14 protein-coding genes are annotated in these 15,708 nt (G+C 58.4%); 8 read left to right on the plus strand and 6 right to left on the minus strand.

The features are described 5' to 3' along the window. Positions 1-28 precede the first annotated feature (28 nt). Both dapD and NL116_RS06280 read right to left on the minus strand, forming a co-directional pair. A complete protein-coding gene (gene dapD, locus NL116_RS06275) occupies positions 29-1,063 on the minus strand; it encodes a 2,3,4,5-tetrahydropyridine-2,6-dicarboxylate N-succinyltransferase (protein WP_494376453.1) in 1,035 nt (344 codons plus the stop codon). 32 nt (positions 1,064-1,095) lie between these two features. After that, positions 1,096-1,404: an arsenate reductase gene (locus NL116_RS06280; RefSeq protein ID WP_231986532.1), complete on the minus strand. Its 309-nt coding sequence runs from the start codon at positions 1,402-1,404 to the stop codon at positions 1,096-1,098. 290 nt (positions 1,405-1,694) lie between these two features. Between NL116_RS06280 and NL116_RS06285 the strand changes: the two genes are divergently transcribed. Continuing rightward, entirely contained in the window at positions 1,695-3,329 is a 1,635-nt protein-coding gene (locus NL116_RS06285; RefSeq protein WP_494376454.1) for a Na+/H+ antiporter, read from the plus strand. A 22-nt stretch (positions 3,330-3,351) separates the two neighbouring features. Here the strand turns inward: NL116_RS06285 and NL116_RS06290 are convergent, their stop codons facing one another. The 4 genes from NL116_RS06290 to map form a co-directional block, all read right to left on the minus strand. Next, positions 3,352-4,095, minus strand: a complete 744-nt coding sequence (locus NL116_RS06290) for a M12 family metallopeptidase (protein ID WP_494376455.1) — start codon at positions 4,093-4,095, stop codon at positions 3,352-3,354. A gap of 378 nt (positions 4,096-4,473) precedes the next feature. Then, complete coding sequence (gene dapC / locus NL116_RS06295; protein WP_494376456.1) at positions 4,474-5,673, minus strand: succinyldiaminopimelate transaminase; 1,200 nt, start codon at positions 5,671-5,673, stop codon at positions 4,474-4,476. A gap of 43 nt (positions 5,674-5,716) precedes the next feature. Then, positions 5,717-8,419 carry a [protein-PII] uridylyltransferase gene (locus NL116_RS06300; protein ID WP_494376457.1) on the minus strand — a complete coding sequence of 901 codons (2,703 nt, stop codon included), beginning with the start codon at positions 8,417-8,419 and terminating at the stop codon, positions 5,717-5,719. Positions 8,420-8,468: 49 nt separating this feature from the next. Next, positions 8,469-9,251 (minus strand): type I methionyl aminopeptidase, encoded by a 783-nt coding sequence (map, locus tag NL116_RS06305; RefSeq protein WP_494376458.1) that lies wholly within the window; start codon positions 9,249-9,251, stop codon positions 8,469-8,471. A 372-nt stretch (positions 9,252-9,623) separates the two neighbouring features. Between map and rpsB the strand changes: the two genes are divergently transcribed. The 7 genes from rpsB (at position 9,624) to ispC (ending at position 15,687) form a co-directional block, all read left to right on the plus strand. After that, entirely contained in the window at positions 9,624-10,361 is a 738-nt protein-coding gene (gene rpsB / locus NL116_RS06310) for a 30S ribosomal protein S2 (RefSeq protein WP_007907989.1), read from the plus strand. A gap of 191 nt (positions 10,362-10,552) precedes the next feature. After that, on the plus strand, positions 10,553-11,416 hold the full coding sequence (tsf, locus tag NL116_RS06315; RefSeq protein ID WP_007949329.1) for a translation elongation factor Ts: 864 nt from the start codon (positions 10,553-10,555) through the stop codon (positions 11,414-11,416). A gap of 211 nt (positions 11,417-11,627) precedes the next feature. Continuing rightward, the gene (pyrH, locus tag NL116_RS06320) at positions 11,628-12,371 is read left to right on the plus strand and encodes a UMP kinase (protein ID WP_003172271.1); all 744 of its coding nucleotides are present in this window, start codon (positions 11,628-11,630) and stop codon (positions 12,369-12,371) included. Beyond that, positions 12,368-12,925 (plus strand): ribosome recycling factor, encoded by a 558-nt coding sequence (frr, locus tag NL116_RS06325; protein WP_007949335.1) that lies wholly within the window; start codon positions 12,368-12,370, stop codon positions 12,923-12,925. The genes pyrH and frr overlap by 4 nt, the downstream gene beginning before the upstream one ends. 13 nt (positions 12,926-12,938) lie before the next feature. Then, complete coding sequence (uppS, locus tag NL116_RS06330) at positions 12,939-13,694, plus strand: polyprenyl diphosphate synthase (RefSeq protein WP_494376459.1); 756 nt, start codon at positions 12,939-12,941, stop codon at positions 13,692-13,694. Then, positions 13,694-14,500, plus strand: a complete 807-nt coding sequence (locus NL116_RS06335; RefSeq protein ID WP_494376460.1) for a phosphatidate cytidylyltransferase — start codon at positions 13,694-13,696, stop codon at positions 14,498-14,500. The genes uppS and NL116_RS06335 overlap by 1 nt, the downstream gene beginning before the upstream one ends. Continuing rightward, positions 14,497-15,687: a 1-deoxy-D-xylulose-5-phosphate reductoisomerase gene (ispC, locus tag NL116_RS06340; protein WP_494376461.1), complete on the plus strand. Its 1,191-nt coding sequence runs from the start codon at positions 14,497-14,499 to the stop codon at positions 15,685-15,687. Before NL116_RS06335 ends, ispC begins: the two co-directional genes overlap by 4 nt. Positions 15,688-15,708 lie beyond the last annotated feature (21 nt).

Below are 15,708 nucleotides of genomic sequence, written 5' to 3' on the forward strand. Positions count from 1 at the left end.
AGGTGATCGGTTACGTTGGCCGCAACGCTTAGTTGTGAGCGTGCAGCGCTTCGTTCAGTTCGATGGCCGATTTGTGGGTTTTGCATTCCACGGCACCGGTCTCCGAATTGCGGCGGAACAACAGGTCTGGTTGACCGGCCAGTTCACGCGCCTTGACGACTTTGACCAGCTTATTGTTTTCGTCCAGCAGCGCCACTTTGGTGCCAGCGGTCACGTAAAGGCCCGACTCAACGGTGTTGCGGTCGCCCAACGGAAAGCCGATGCCGGCGTTCGCGCCGATCAGGCAGCCTTCACCGACCTTGATCACGATGTTGCCGCCACCCGACAGGGTACCCATGGTCGAACAACCGCCGCCCAGGTCCGAGCCCTTGCCGACGAATACGCCTGCCGATACGCGACCTTCGATCATGCCCGGACCTTCGGTGCCGGCGTTGAAGTTGACGAAACCTTCGTGCATGACGGTGGTGCCTTCGCCCACATAGGCGCCCAGACGGATACGTGCCGCGTCAGCGATACGCACGCCGGCCGGAACCACGTAGTCGGTCATTTTCGGGAACTTGTCCACCGAGAACACTTCCAGCAAATCGCCACGCAGGCGGGCTTCCAGTTGATGTTCAGCCAGTTCGGCCAGGTCGATCGCGCCCTGGCTGGTCCATGCCACGTTCGGCAGCAGCGGGAACACGCCGGCCAGGTTCAGGCCGTGCGGCTTGACCAGACGGTGGGACAGCAGGTGCAGCTTGAGGTAAGCCTCAGGCGTGGAAGTCAGTTGCACATCTTCGGCCAGGATAGTTGCGACCAGCGGCTTGTGGCTCTCGGCCAGACGGGTCAGCAGGGCAGCCTGGGCGGCGTCGACGCTTTTCAGCGCTTCAGCCAGTTGCGACGCCTGAGCGGTGCTGAAAGCGATGGCCTGATTGCCTTCGGTGTAACCCAGGACCGGCGCGATGGCAGCGATGACTTCAGCCGACGGATGCAGGACAGGAGCGGCGTAGAACACTTCCAGCCATGCGCCTTGACGGTTTTGAGTGCCGACACCAAAGGCCAGGCTGAACAGGGAATTGGACATGTGAATACCTCTACGAAATTGAACGGGCAGGCTTACTTGAGCGCTGCCGCATAGATATCTGGCTTGAAGCCAATCAGGGTTCGGTCACCGAGATCGAGCACCGGGCGCTTGATCATCGAGGGTTGTGCGAGCATCAGTTCGATGGCTTTCGGCTGGTCGAGATCGGCTTTACGTTCGTCGTCGAGCTTGCGAAAGGTCGTGCCTGCACGGTTCAACACCACTTGCCAGCCGTGCTCGTCGCACCATTGGGTCAGGTGTTCACGGTCGATTCCGGCCGTTTTGTAATCATGAAAGTCATAGCTGACAGCGTGTTCATCGAGCCAGGTGCGCGCCTTTTTCATGGTGTCGCAGGCTTTGATGCCGAAAAGGTGCAACGTTTTGCTTGAAACGGTCAAGGAATTGCCCCCTTTGCAGGTGCTGGAAATAAAAGGTGACGGATTATGCCATGACCGGACGGTTTCGCGGCGGCCACGGTCGTTAAGTCATCGCAACCCCTGTGTGAGTGAGTTCGCTCCCACAGAGGTTGTCAGGCAGTTCGCGACTGCATGCGACATTGGTGCAACGGTCAGCCCGCAGTCTAAGCGGCTAATATGGCACTTCAATGCTGTCGATTGCCTGGGAACCGCGCTTTATGCAAACCGCCTACACCGTCCTGATCCTGCTGATGCTGGTCGGCGTTTCACGCTTGATCGGACGGGTGATCCCGCTGCCGTTGCCATTGGTGCAAATTGCCGCGGGTGCGGTGCTGGCCTGGCCGACCCTGGGTCTGCATGTGGCGCTGGATCCCGAATTGTTCCTCTTTCTGTTCCTGCCCCCGCTGCTGTTCTCCGACGGCTGGCGCATGCCCAAGCGTGAATTATGGCGATTGCGCGGGCCGATCCTGACCCTGGCGGTGGGGCTGGTGTTGTTTACGGTGGTCGGCGCCGGCTATTTCATTCATTGGTTGCTGCCGAGCATTCCTCTGCCGGTGGCCTTTGCGCTGGCGGCCGTGCTGTCGCCGACGGATGCCGTAGCGGTCTCGGCGATTTCCCAGAACCGCTTGCCGACGCCGCTGATGCATATGCTGCAAGGCGAGGCGCTGATGAACGATGCCTCGGGCCTGGTGACGTTCAAGTTTGCGTTGGCCGCAGCGGTAACCGGCGTGTTTTCACTGGCCAACGCCAGCGTGACGTTCGTGTTGGTGGCAGTTGGCGGCCTGGCCGTGGGCGTGGCGCTGAGCTGGCTGGTGGGGCGTTTGAGGTCGTGGATGATCGCTCGTGGCTGGGATGATCCGGCGACCCACGTCGTTTTCATGTTGCTGCTGCCGTTTGCCGCCTACGTGCTGGCCGAGCGCCTTGGCGCCTCGGGCATTCTGTCGGCGGTGGCAGCGGGGATGATGCAGAGTTGGCTCGATCTGCTGCCGCGCCAGACGAGTACCCGGCTGCTCAACCGCAGTGTCTGGTCGTTGCTGGAGTTCGCGTTCAACGGCTTGATCTTCCTCCTGCTGGGCTTGCAGTTGCCGGACATCATCAAGGCGGTGGGCAGCCACGAAACCTCGCTGTGGCCCACCTTGCTTTACCGCTGCCTCGACGTGGTGGTGATTTTTCTGGTGCTGCTGGTGTTGCGCTTTGTCTGGGTGCAGAGCATCTGGCGTTTGTCGGTTCTGCTGCGACGATTGCGCGGCAAAGGCGACATGACTCAAGTGCCGACCGCGCGCTCCTGCTGGTTGCTGACGGTCGGCGGCGTCCGCGGAGCCGTGACGCTGGCAGGTGTACTGTCGGTGCCGCTGCTGATGGGCGGCGACGCGTTTCCCGAGCGGGATCTGCTGATCTTCATCGCCGCCGGGGTGATTCTGCTGTCGCTGATTGCCGCGTGTATCACGCTGCCGTTGTTGCTGCGCGGCATTGAGAAAAGTCCCGACGACAAGCGCCGCAATGAAGTGCGAGATGCCTGGCGAAAAACCGCAGAAGCGGCGATTCATGCACTCGAAGCCGAGGAGGCCACTCCCCAGGACGCCGCTCAGTCCGCGTTGGCCGCCGAACTGAAAGCGCGGATCATGTCCGAGTATCGCCATCAACTGGACGTGTTCAATGATTCGGCGGAAGCCCAGGCACTGGCCTTTCAGATGGACTTGCTGGAGCGGCGTCTGCGGTTGAAGGCGCTACGAGCGCAGCGCCTGGAGTTGTACAAACTCAGCCGTCATCACCAGATTGCCGATGACGTGTTGCGAGAAGTGTTGGGGGAACTGGATTTGAGTGAGGCGAACCTGGGTCAAGTGAAGTCCTGAGCTAATGGCGACCCAGGGTTTTTCAGCGTGGATAAACCGAGCTGATGAACTTGATATCTTGCTCGGACAGTTGGTTGTTTTGAGCAACTTCGATCTTGTCCCACATGACACTCGCGGGAAAGGCGTAATGCATGATTGATTTCGGGTCATAAGGTGTTTGGCGGATCTGGCGGTCATCAAATTTTTTCAGGACATTCCGGTAAATCTCTTCTTCGGTCCAACCGTGTTTTTTGAATTCGTGATAGAGGGCGGGTAGATTCCAGTCCAGCGGCGCATCGGGATGTTGATGTTCATGTTCAACCCCAAGGGCATGACCAAATTCATGCATGACTGCTACCGTGAAAAAAGGAGACTGGTAGTCGGTGCCCAGCACCATTGTGGGCAGATGCGGGAGAATGTTTCGTGCGTCTGTCCCAATGACAGAGCTGCCTGCGCCATCGTAGAAGTGAGACAGTAATATGCGTATGTCCCCGTCATACAACTCGTCGTTATCGTCCAGTTCGATGAATTCAAATTCCAGGTTTACGTGGGGCGCCCATTGGTTGATGGCGGCGACGACGGTCTGAAACATGGCTTCGTCATAGCGTGTAATGGCAATGCGCAGCGTTTGGCCGTTGGTCCAGAATTTGGTAAGCGCCACGACGCTTCGTGCGGTGGGTGATAGGCAGTTGCCGCTCGCCTCGTTATCGGAGGCTTCGGAAGCGTTAATAGTAGAGCCAGCATCGTTGAGGTCGTACATGCGGCAGCAGGGTTTTGGAATATTCATATGTTTTCGCTACGTGTGGGTGTTAATGGTTTTGATTTTTTAAGGTGCAGGAAAACTGTGCGGGTGGCAGTTTAAAGTGTTTCGCATCCGGTAAGTTGTAATCGATATCAAGATAAGTGGCGAATGTTGTGGTGTTTCAGTATGTTTATGTTTTTCGCTCTTTCACATTGCATTGCGCGTTGTGGATATTAAAAGTTCTCTAGTTGGTTATATATTTGAGGGTGGTTGCAGGTGGCTGTGTGGTTTCTTTTGTTGTGGGCATGCGAAGGCGCTACTAAAGAGTTAGAAGGGCTCTCAAGTAGTTTGGATGTTTGCAGTGGGTTGAGTTCGGCTTTATAACATTGTCCCGCGCCATGGGGTATGGCGCGGGTGGCAGTGTTATTTATTGCGCGTAATAAAGGCGCGAATGCGTTCTGCGGCTTCTATGCATTCTGCCAGTGGCGCAACGAGCGCCAAGCGTATGCGACCTGCACCCGGGTTGAAGCCATCAACCGCACGGGACAAATATGAGCCCGGGACCACGGTCACGTGTTCTTCCACAAACAGATCACGGCAAAACGCCTCGTCGTCGCCTTCAACATTTGGCCACAAGTAAAAACCACCATCCGGACGCTGCACGTCCATCACCGGGCTGAGGATTGCCAGCACCGCATCGTACTTCTCGCGGTACAGCGCACGGTTGGCGCGGACATGCACTTCGTCATTCCAGGCGGCGATGCTGGCCAATTGGGTCTGAACCGGCATGGCGCAGCCGTGGTAGGTGCGATAGTGCAGGAAGCCTTTGAGAATGTCGGCATCGCCGGCGACAAAACCTGAACGCAGGCCCGGCAGGTTGGAGCGTTTGGACAGGCTATGGAACACCACGCAGCGCTTGAAGTCCTTGCGGCCCAGCTCCACGCAAGCGCTGAGCAGGCCGGCCGGCGGGGTTTGCTCGTCGAAATACAGCTCGCTGTAGCATTCGTCCGCAGCGATCACAAAGTCGTATTCGTCAGCCAGGGCGATCAGTTTTTTCAGGGTGTCGACCGGAATCAGCGCGCCGGTCGGGTTGCCTGGCGAGCACAGGAACAGGATCTGGCAGCGTTTCCAGATGTCCGGCGAGACAGCGTCGAAATCCGGGTTGAAGCCGTTTTCGTCCAGGCAGGGCAGGTAGTGTGGCTTGGCCCCGGCGAGGAACGCTGCGCCTTCGTAGATCTGATAGAACGGGTTCGGGCTGACCACCAGGGCATCATCTCCACGGTTGACCACGGTCTGGGTGAAGGCGAACAGCGCTTCACGGGTGCCGTTGACCGGCAGCACGTTGCGCGCCGGGTCGAGCCAGCCGGTCGGGACGCTGAAGCGGCGTTCGCACCAGGCGGCGATGGCTTCACGCAGGGCGGGGATGCCGAGGGTGGTCGGGTACACGGCCATCTGATCCAGATTGCTGGCCAGGGCTTCGGCCACGAAACTTGGCGAGCGGTGCTTCGGCTCGCCAATGGACAGGGCAATTGGGCGTTTTTCCGGGTTTGGCGTGACGCTGCCGAGCAGGGCGCGGAGTTTCTCGAAAGGGTAGGGCTGCAACTGGTTCAGAGCGTTGTTCATCGGTGCGGGGTCTCGTTCAAAGCGGCTGAATCCTGGCACGCGGTCAGATACTGATGCGCGACAGTTTGATATCGGGTTCGTGGCTGACGCTCAGCTGTTCAACGATTGCATCCTGCAAGCGGCTGCACAGCAGCGGGTCCGACAATTGCTGGTTGTTCGCGTCGGTAATGAAGAACACGTCCTCTACCCGCTCACCCAGCGTGGCAATCTTGGCGTTTTGCAGCGACAGGTCGAACTCCAGGAAGATCGTGCCGATTCGCGCCAGCAGGCCCGGACGGTCGGGCGCCGTGAGTTCCAGCACCGTCACCGGGCGCTGGGCGTCGTTGTGGATCGTCACTTGGGGCGCAAAGGCGAAATGCTTGAGTTGGCGCGGCACCCGGCGCTGGATGATGGTCGGGTAATCGTCCGGGTTGCGCAGGGCTTCGGTCAGGCCGTCGCGGATCTGTTTGACCCGCGCCGGGTTATCGCCAATCGAGTCGCCGTCCGTATCAAGCACGATGTAGGTGTCGAGGGTGAACTGGCTGCTGGAGGTGATGACCCGGGCGTCATGAATGTTCAAGTTGAGCTGATCCATCGCGGCCACGGTCACGGCGAAGAAGTCGTGCTGGTCCGGTGCATAGATGAAGATCTGCGTGCCGCCCTCGAATTCACGCTGAGTGGTTTCCTTGATCAGCACCAGCGGCCCGCCGTCGGCCGGTTGCTGGAGAATCGCGTCACTGTGCCAGGCCACATCGCCAGCGGTATGACGCAGGAAGTAATCATCGCCCAACTGCGCCCACAGTTGCTCGACGTCGTCCGGATCGGTGCCGCCGCGCACGAGGATGTCCAGTGCGGCGCTTTGGGTCTGGCGGATCTGCTCTTCACGATCGACCGGATTCTCCAGGCCGCGGCGCAAAGCGCGCTTGGTCTCGGTGTAGAGCTGGCGCAACAGGCTGGCGCGCCAGGAGTTCCACAGGGTCGGATTGGTGGCGTTGATGTCGGCAACCGTCAGCACGTACAGGTAATCGAGGCGAGTTTCGTCGCCGACAATCTGCGCGAAATCGTGGATCACCTGCGGGTCGGACAAGTCCTTGCGTTGGGCCGTGGTCGACATCACCAAGTGGTTTTGCACCAGCCAGACGATCAAGCGGCTGTCCCACACCGGCAACTGATGGCGTTGGCAAAAGGCTTCGGCATCCACTGCGCCGATTTCCGAGTGATCGCCATGTCGGCCCTTGCCGATGTCGTGGTAAAGCCCGGCCATATAGATCAGCTCGGGCTTGGGCAGTTTGCCCATGAGCTTGGCTGCCAGCGGAAATTTTTCCGAAACTTGTGAATACTGAAGCTTACGCAGGTGTTTGATCAGGTTCAGGGTGTGGGCGTCGACCGTATAAATGTGGAACAGATCGTGTTGCATCTGGCCGACGATGAAGCCGAACTCCGGCAAATAGCGCCCGAGGATGCCGTAACGGTTCATCCGGCGCAGGTTGCGGTGGATGCCGATCTTGCACTTGAACAGCTCGATAAACAGGCTGGTATTGCGAATGTCGTTACGGAATTCATCGTCGATCAGGTGCCGATGTTCGCGCAGCAGTCGGATGGTATCGGCGCGAACCCCTTTGATTTCAGGCTGTTGGGCCATCAGCACGAAGATTTCGAGCATGGCGAAGGGCGTGCGACGGAATACGTTGTCGTTGCGCGCCTCGATATAACCGTCGTGTAGCTGGAACCGCGAGTTGATCGGCTGCGGCGGCGCTTCGTCTTCCGGGGCGAGGATGACTTCTTCAAAGTGCTGGATGATCAGGTCGCTGAGCTGGGCAATGCTCATGACCACCCGGTAGTACTGCTGCATGAAGTTTTCGATGGCTTGCTTGGCGTCATCGCCGACGAAGCCCAGCAGCCCGGCAATCGAGCGCTGGTGATCGAACAGCAAGCGATCTTCGGAGCGACCGGCGAGCATGTGCAGCGCGTAACGGACCTTCCAGAGGAATTCCTGGGAAGAGGCCAGCAGGGCGTTTTCGCTCTCTACCAGAAACCCTTCGCCGGCCAGTGCACGCAGGTTCAGGGTGCCGTATTCGCGACGGGCCACCCACAGAATCGTCTGGATATCCCGAAGGCCGCCGGGCGAGCCTTTGACGTTGGGTTCCAGGTTGTACTCGGTGTCGTTGTATTTGTGGTGACGGGCTTTTTGCTCGGCACGCTTGGCCAGGAAGAAGTCTTTGCTTGGCCACATGTGTGCGGTGCTGGTGACCTCCAGCATGCGCTGGCGCAGGCGTTCGGGACCGCAAATGGTGCGGCTTTCCATCAGGTTGGTGACAACGGTCAGGTCAGCGCGTGCTTCCACGGCGCATTCATCCACCGAACGAACGCTCTGACCCACTTCCAGGCCGATGTCCCACAACAACGTCAGAAAACGCTCAATGGAATCGCGAAAAACTTCGTGGTCGGCGCTGTCCAGAAGGATCAGCAGATCGATGTCGGAATACGGGTGCAGTTCACCGCGGCCATAACCGCCGACCGCGACCAGCGCGATGTCGGCGTCTTCGCTCCAATTGAACTGCTCCCAAGCCTTTTGCAGGATGTTATCGACGAACCAGGCACGATCCTCAATCAGCCGGCGAATGTCGCGGCCGCTGCGAAAGCGCCCGTCGAGCACCTCGCGGGCCTGGCGGATCGCCTTCTTGAAGGCTGCGATCGGGCTTGCCTTCAGGGCCAGTTCAGCCTGGAACTGGCCGCGGTCGAAGAGTTCGGGATCCACCTGCGGCATCGATTGGCTTTCCTGTCTGTCTATAAGGCTGAGAGCTGAGCAGTCCGGATCAGGCCGAGACGCGGGCGATGGTGTCGTCGGCGCGCAGGGTGAAGATCTCGTAGCCGGTTTCGGTGACCAGCAGGGTGTGTTCCCACTGGGCCGACAGCTTGCGGTCCTTGGTGATGGCGGTCCAGCCGTCGCCCAATACCTTGGTGTCGGCCTTGCCCTGGTTGATCATCGGCTCGATCGTGAAGGTCATGCCCGCTTTCAGTTCCATGCCAGTGCCGGCGCGGCCGTAATGCAGGATTTGCGGCTCTTCGTGGAACACTTTGCCGATGCCGTGACCGCAGAACTCGCGAACCACCGAGAAACCGTTCTTTTCCGCGTGCTTCTGGATGATTTCGCCGATGTCGCCGAGGCGGCAGCCGGGTTTGACGATTTCAATCGCCTTGTACATGCATTCCTGGGTCACTTGCGACAGGCGCTCGGCCCACACCGGCACTTCACCGACGTGGAACATGCGGCTGGTGTCGCCGTGGTAGCCATCTTTGATCACGGTTACGTCGATGTTCAGGGTGTCGCCGTTTTTCAGCGGCTTGTCGTTTGGAATTCCGTGGCAGACCACGTGGTTGATCGAGGTGCAGATCGACTTCGGGTAGCCTTTGTAGTTGAGCGGGGCGGGTATGGCTTTCTGCTCGTTGACGATGTAGTCGTGGCAGATGCGGTCCAGTTCATCGGTGGTGATGCCCGGTTTGACATGTGCGGCAATCATTTCCAGCACATCGGCGGCCAGTTTGCCGGCGATGCGCATTTTTGCGATGTCCTCTGGGGTTTTGAGGGTGACGGTCATACAGGCTCTCTCTGCGCTCGATGGCGCTTGTTAAAACGAAATGGGCGGTGTGCGATCGATCTTCGCGGCCCTGAAAAACCTGATTCTATCAGACGATCAGTGCAAATCTGAGCCTCTGTGCGTCGCATCTCTGTATAGAACGGCGCATTCTTGAACGATTCCACGGGTCGATTAAGGGTGTGCGGCAGGATTTGAGAATCCGGGTTCCGTTTTTTTCAGCCTTGTGGTATAAAATGCGCCGCTTTCCGGGGATACCCCGAAAGGCTTAAATCCACACACGTGTCGACACGATGACCTGGGTGCCTTCAGCTGATGCTGCTGGTTGGTCATTGGGATACGTGGAGGCCAAACCCGACTTATTAAGGAACTATCATGTCCCAAGTCAACATGCGCGATATGCTGAAGGCCGGTGTGCACTTCGGTCACCAAACCCGTTACTGGAACCCGAAAATGGGTAAATACATTTTCGGCGCGCGTAACAAGATTCACATCATCAACCTTGAAAAAACCCTGCCAATGTTCAACGAAGCTCTGACTTTCGTAGAGCGTCTGGCCCAGGGCAAAAACAAGATTCTGTTCGTCGGCACCAAGCGTTCCGCTGGCAAGATCGTTGCTGAAGAAGCAGCACGTTGCGGTTCGCCGTACGTCGATCACCGCTGGTTGGGCGGCATGCTGACCAACTTCAAAACCATCCGTGCTTCCATCAAGCGTCTGCGTGACCTTGAAGTGCAAGCCGAAGACGGTACTTTCGCCAAGCTGACCAAGAAAGAAGCGCTGATGCGCACTCGCGATCTTGAGAAGCTCGATCGTTCCCTGGGTGGTATCAAGGACATGGGCGGTCTGCCAGACGCACTGTTCGTTATCGACGTTGATCACGAGCGCATCGCGATCACCGAAGCCAACAAGCTGGGCATCCCGGTTATCGGCGTAGTCGATACCAACAGCAGCCCGGAAGGCGTTGACTACATCATCCCAGGCAACGATGACGCAATCCGCGCTATCCAGTTGTACATGGGTTCGATGGCTGACGCTGTAATCCGCGGTCGCAACCACGTTGCTGGCGGCACCGAGCAGTTCGTTGAAGAAGCTCCGGCAGCAGCAGCTGAGTAATTGACGCCTTGGCGTTGACTCAGTAAGCAAAAAGGGGGCTTGGCCCCCTTTTTGCCACCTCGAAAACCGTTTGTCGGCCCCGCACTTGCAGAGCTGTAACGTGCAGCGGCTTACAACGGTGGTTCGGGAAGAATTGATCGCCCGTTCGATCGGGTGGAATGGTTGAAAACCTATCCAAGAGGATTTTGAAAATGGCAGCAATTACTGCAGCGTTGGTTAAAGAACTGCGTGAGCGTACCGGCGAAGGCATGATGGATTGCAAGAAAGCCCTGGAAAAGGCTGACGGCGACATCGAAAAAGCCATTGATGACATGCGCGCTTCCGGCGCAATCAAGGCTGCCAAGAAAGCAGGCAACGTAGCTGCTGAAGGCGCAATCGCTTTGAAAGAAGACGGCAAATCTGCTGTTCTGCTGGAAGTGAACTCGCAGACTGACTTCCTGGCCCTGCAGGACGACTTCAAGGCATTTGTTGCTGCTAGCGTTGAAAAAGCGTTCGCCGACAAACTGACTGACGTCGCTCCGCTGATCGCCGCTCAAGAAGCTGATCGCCTGGTACTGGTTGGCAAGGTTGGCGAAAACGTCAACATCCGTCGCCTGGTACGTGTTGAGGGTGATGTTGTGGGTGGTTACCTGCACGGTAACAAGATCGGCGTCGCAGTTGTCCTGAAAGGCGGCAACGTTGAACTGGCCAAAGACATCGCTATGCACGTAGCGGCCAGCAACCCAGAGTTCCTGCTGCCTTCGGAAGTTTCTGCCGAAGCGATCGAGCGTGAAAAAGCTGTGTTCCTGCAGCTGAACGAAGAAAAAATCAAAGGCAAGCCAGAAAACATTGTTGAGAATATGGTCAAAGGCCGTATCAGCAAGTTCCTGGCTGAAGCAAGCCTTGTTGAGCAGGCGTTCGTCAAGAACCCTGAAATCAAAGTGGGCGAGCTGGCCAAGAAAGCCGGTGCTGAAATCGTTTCTTTCACCTACTTCAAAGTAGGTGAAGGCATCGAGAAGCCAGTGGACAACTTCGCTGAAGAAGTTGCTGCCCAGCTGGCTGCTGCCAAGTCGTAAGACGGTTTTTTTAACTGTCGCCCTGAAGAGGCTGCCCGCTTACGCGCGCAGCCTCTTTTCAGATGGGTCGCCAATTTTTAATTGGTTTCCCGTTGGAACTGGCTTACAAAGCCATGTTCCGATGGCGCTGAAGCAGCGCCAAGCTAGAGTGAACGCAGCTGCAAACAGCTCGCAAAGAATTTTTTAAAATACGCCGCAGGAGAGATTCGCAATGGCTCAGCAGGGCAGTGGTTATCAGGCTCGCTATAAACGCATTCTACTCAAGCTTAGCGGCGAGGCCCTGATGGGCTCGGAAGAGTTCGGGATCGATCCGAAAGTTCTGGATCGCATGGCGCTGGAAGTCGGCCAATTGGTCGGTATCGGCGTTCAGGTCGGTCTGGTGATCGGTGGTGGCAACCTGTTCCGCGGTGCAGCGCTGAGCGCGGCCGGCATGGATCGGGTGACGGGCGATCACATGGGCATGCTGGCCACTGTGATGAACGCCCTGGCCATGCGCGATGCGCTGGAACGTGCCAATATCTCGGCCATCGTGATGTCGGCCATTTCCATGGTCGGCGTAACCGATCACTATGATCGTCGCAAAGCCATGCGCCACCTGAACGCCAAGGAAGTCGTGATTTTCGCGGCGGGTACCGGTAATCCATTCTTCACCACGGATTCCGCGGCCTGCTTGCGTGCAATCGAAATTGATGCCGATGTCGTGCTCAAGGCGACCAAGGTCGATGGCGTCTATACCGCTGACCCGTTCAAAGACCCGCATGCCGAGAAGTTCGATCATCTGACTTACGATGAAGTGCTGGATCGCAAGCTGGGCGTGATGGATCTGACGGCCATTTGCCTGTGCCGCGACCACAAGATGCCGTTGCGCGTCTTTAACATGAACAAGCCCGGCGCCCTGCTGAACATCGTGCATGGCGGCGCTGAAGGGACCCTGATCGAGGAAGGCCAACAATGATCAATGAAATCAAGAAAGACGCTCAAGAGCGCATGCAGAAATCCCTGGACTCTCTGAACCATGCATTTGGTCAGATTCGTACCGGCAAGGCGCACCCAAGCATTCTGGGGAGCGTGATGGTGCCGTACTACGGTACAGACACATCCATCACTCAAGTGGCCAACATCACGGTAAAAGACTCCCGCACCCTGCAGGTCGTCGCGTTTGAGCGCAACATGCTCGCGGCCGTCGACAAGGCGATCCAGAGTGCCGGCCTGAACCTCAACCCGACCAACCTGGGTGAGTTGCTGCTGATCTCCATGCCTGCCTTGACTGAAGAAACCCGCAAGGGCTTCACCAAACAGGCGCGTAGCGCAGCTGAGGATGCTCGTGTAGCCGTGCGCAACATCCGTCGCGATGCCTTGGGTGACCTTAAGAAGCTGGTCAAAGACAAGGAAATCAGCGAAGACGAAGAGCGTCGTGCTGCTGCCGATATCCAGAAGCTGACCGACAAGGCTGAGGCTGACATCGATGCGGCCACCAAGCAGAAAGAAGCCGACCTGATGGCCGTATAAGGGTCGCGTTTTCATGGATAAGACCAAGCAGACTGCGCCGTCCGCGGTGCCGCGCCATGTCGCGATCATCATGGATGGTAATAATCGCTGGGCGAAGAAGCGCTTCATGCCGGGTGTCGCCGGGCATAAAGCGGGCGTGGATGCAGTTCGTGCGGTGATCGAGGTGTGCGCTGAAGCCGGGGTCGAGGTGCTGACCCTGTTCGCTTTCTCCAGTGAAAACTGGCAGCGCCCTGCCGATGAGGTCAGTGCCTTGATGGATTTGTTCTTCAAGGCATTGCGTCGCGAGGCCAAGCGCCTCAATGACAACAACATCAGTCTGCGCATCATCGGTGATCGCTCGCGCTTCCATCCCGAGCTTCAAGCCGCCATGCGTGAAGCTGAGGCGATGACTGCCGGTGCCAACCGCTTTGTCCTGCAGATCGCCGCCAATTACGGCGGTCAGTGGGACATTGCGCAGGCCGCTCAGCGTCTGGCGCGGGAAGTTCAGGCCGGGCATCTGCGCCCGGAAGACATCACCCCTGAATTGCTGCAAACCTGTCTGGCTACCGGCGATCTGCCGTTGCCGGACTTGTGCATCCGTACCGGTGGCGAGCACCGCATCAGTAACTTCTTGCTGTGGCAGCTGGCTTACGCCGAGCTGTACTTCTCCGACCTGTTCTGGCCGGACTTCAAACACGATGCCATGCGTACTGCGTTGGCCGATTTTGCTTCTCGGCAGCGCCGCTTCGGTAAAACGAGCGAGCAGGTCGAGGCTGGAGCCCGGGTTTAATGCTTAAACAACGAATCATCACCGCACTGATCCTGCTGCCGATCGCTTTGTGCGGGTTTTTCCTGCTCGAAGGTTCAGGCTTTGCACTGTTCATCGGGCTGGTCGTGACGCTTGGTGCCTGGGAATGGGCGCGGCTGGCCGGTTTTACCGCCCAGCCGATTCGTGTTGCCTATGCCGCGGTGGTCGCGTTGATGCTGTTTGTCATGCACATCCTGCCGGGGCTTGCGCCCTGGGTGCTGGGCGCTTCGGTGCTCTGGTGGGGGGTGGCGACGTACTTGGTGCTGACCTATCCGCGTTCCAGCGAACACTGGGCCAGTGCCGCCTGCAAACTGGTGATAGGTTTGCTGATTTTGTTGCCGGCCTGGCAAGGTCTGGTCCAGATCAAGCAGGAGCCCTTGGGGAACTGGTTGATCATGGCCGTGATGGTGCTGGTCTGGGGGGCGGATATCGGCGCGTATTTTTCCGGTCGTGCCTTTGGCAAGCGCAAGCTTGCGCCGCAGGTCAGTCCCGGCAAGAGCTGGGAAGGCGTTTACGGTGGCCTGGTGCTGAGTCTGATTATCACGGCGATCGTCGGCCTGGTGCGCGACTGGAGTTTCGCCCAGGTGCTGATGGGATTGATCGGCGCGGCAGTGATTGTCTTCATTTCGGTGGTGGGGGACCTCACCGAGAGCATGTTCAAACGCCAATCTGGCATCAAGGACAGCAGTAACCTTCTGCCGGGGCATGGCGGTGTGCTGGATCGAATCGATAGCCTGACGGCTGCGATCCCCGTGTTTGCCGTGCTGTTGTGGATGGCTGCACCGTGAGCCGCCCTCAACAGATTACTGTGCTGGGGGCGACCGGTTCGATTGGTCTGAGCACCCTCGACGTGATTGCTCGTCATCCAGCGCGTTATCAGGTTTTCGCCTTGAGCGGGTTTACTCGTCTGAGTGAGCTGTTGGCCTTGTGCGTCCTTCATACGCCGCGGTTTGCGGTCGTGCCGCAAGCCGATGCCGCCCGAACCCTGCAGGACGATTTGCGCGCGGCCGGGCTCTCGACGCGTGTGCTGGTGGGGGAGGAGGGGCTTTGCCAGGTCGCTTCCGATCCTGAAGTCGATGCCGTCATGGCGGCCATCGTTGGCGCGGCGGGCTTGCGTCCAACCCTGGCGGCGGTAGAGGCAGGCAAAAAGATTTTGCTGGCGAACAAGGAGGCGCTGGTCATGTCCGGCGCCTTGTTCATGCAAGCCGTACGCAAAAGCGGCTCGGTGTTGCTGCCGATCGACAGTGAACACAACGCGATTTTCCAATGCATGCCGCAGGATTTCGCTCGTGGTTTGGGTGTGGTTGGCGTGCGCCGGATTCTTCTGACAGCCTCTGGCGGTCCGTTCCGACAGACACCTTTGGCTGAGCTGGCGCATGTTACCCCCGATCAGGCGTGCGCTCACCCAAACTGGTCCATGGGTCGTAAGATCTCGGTCGATTCCGCCAGCATGATGAACAAAGGGCTCGAGCTGATCGAGGCCTGCTGGCTATTCGATGCTGAGCCGTCCCAGGTCGAAGTCGTGATTCATCCTCAGAGCGTGATTCATTCACTGGTCGACTACGTCGATGGCTCGGTGTTGGCCCAGTTGGGCAATCCGGACATGCGCACGCCGATCGCCAACGCGCTGGCTTGGCCGGAGCGCATCGACTCGGGTGTGGCGCCGCTGGATCTGTTTGCTGTTGCGCGCCTGGACTTCCATGCACCCGATGAAGAACGTTTCCCTTGCCTGCGCTTGGCGCGTCAGGCTGCCGAAGCCGGTAATAGCGCGCCGGCGATGCTGAATGCGGCGAATGAAGTGGCTGTGGCGGCGTTTCTCGACGGGCGGGTTCGCTACCCGGAAATCGCGAGTATCATCGAGGAAGTGTTGAACCTCGAGCCCGTAGTGGCGGTGGATGATCTCGAGGCCGTGTTCACGGCTGACGCGACAGCGCGAGTACTGGCCGGGCAATGGTTGAGTCGTCACGGGCGTTAAGTGCTGCAATACGTTGGTCCA

It is taken from the genome of Pseudomonas sp. FBCC-B1667 (assembly GCF_059133255.1).

Excerpts from the sequence above, each read along its gene's own strand:
- dapD (WP_494376453.1), bottom strand. The coding sequence starts at position 1,063 with ATGTCCAATTCCCTGTTCAGCCTGGCCTTTGGTGTCGGCACTCAAAAC.
- NL116_RS06280 (WP_231986532.1), bottom strand. The coding sequence starts at position 1,404 with ATGAAAAAGGCGCGCACCTGGCTCGATGAACACGCTGTCAGCTATGAC.
- NL116_RS06285 (WP_494376454.1), top strand. The coding sequence starts at position 1,695 with ATGCAAACCGCCTACACCGTCCTGATCCTGCTGATGCTGGTCGGCGTT.
- NL116_RS06290 (WP_494376455.1), bottom strand. The coding sequence starts at position 4,095 with ATGAATATTCCAAAACCCTGCTGCCGCATGTACGACCTCAACGATGCT.
- dapC (WP_494376456.1), bottom strand. The coding sequence starts at position 5,673 with ATGAACAACGCTCTGAACCAGTTGCAGCCCTACCCTTTCGAGAAACTC.
- NL116_RS06300 (WP_494376457.1), bottom strand. The coding sequence starts at position 8,419 with ATGCCGCAGGTGGATCCCGAACTCTTCGACCGCGGCCAGTTCCAGGCT.
- map (WP_494376458.1), bottom strand. The coding sequence starts at position 9,251 with ATGACCGTCACCCTCAAAACCCCAGAGGACATCGCAAAAATGCGCATC.
- rpsB (WP_007907989.1), top strand. The coding sequence starts at position 9,624 with ATGTCCCAAGTCAACATGCGCGATATGCTGAAGGCCGGTGTGCACTTC.
- tsf (WP_007949329.1), top strand. The coding sequence starts at position 10,553 with ATGGCAGCAATTACTGCAGCGTTGGTTAAAGAACTGCGTGAGCGTACC.
- pyrH (WP_003172271.1), top strand. The coding sequence starts at position 11,628 with ATGGCTCAGCAGGGCAGTGGTTATCAGGCTCGCTATAAACGCATTCTA.
- frr (WP_007949335.1), top strand. The coding sequence starts at position 12,368 with ATGATCAATGAAATCAAGAAAGACGCTCAAGAGCGCATGCAGAAATCC.
- uppS (WP_494376459.1), top strand. The coding sequence starts at position 12,939 with ATGGATAAGACCAAGCAGACTGCGCCGTCCGCGGTGCCGCGCCATGTC.
- NL116_RS06335 (WP_494376460.1), top strand. The coding sequence starts at position 13,694 with ATGCTTAAACAACGAATCATCACCGCACTGATCCTGCTGCCGATCGCT.